We start from the raw sequence: 255 nt of genomic DNA, 5'->3' as shown, positions 1-255 counted from the left end.
TTGCGGATCGCTTCGGCGATGTGCTCGAGTTGCGCCCCCAATGCCAGAAGTGCGGAACGGGCGAGCGCCGGTAATCCGAAGCTATCCGGCCCGTTCAGCCGCCGCAGTAGTTCGGTTACTTTTCGAGCTCCCTGCGCCGCAATGATCCCGAACTCCGCGAGCTGCGCCCGGATCGCATTGAGGATCATCGTCCGCTGCCGCATCAGCAGATCGCGCGATCGATGCAGGACCAGGACGCTCTGCTGCTCTTCGGTC

The 255-nt window shown here is 63.5% G+C and carries 1 pseudogene; it reads right to left on the bottom strand.

The window, feature by feature from the left end:
- Window positions 1-255: pseudogene (locus EU800_RS27160) on the bottom strand (IS110 family transposase); the annotation flags it as partial.

Source organism: Tropicimonas sp. IMCC6043 (assembly GCF_004146235.1).
Classification (GTDB): domain Bacteria; phylum Pseudomonadota; class Alphaproteobacteria; order Rhodobacterales; family Rhodobacteraceae; genus Tropicimonas.
Note: the sequence above shows the minus strand (reverse complement) of the source record. Positions and strands in the feature narration are given on the sequence as shown.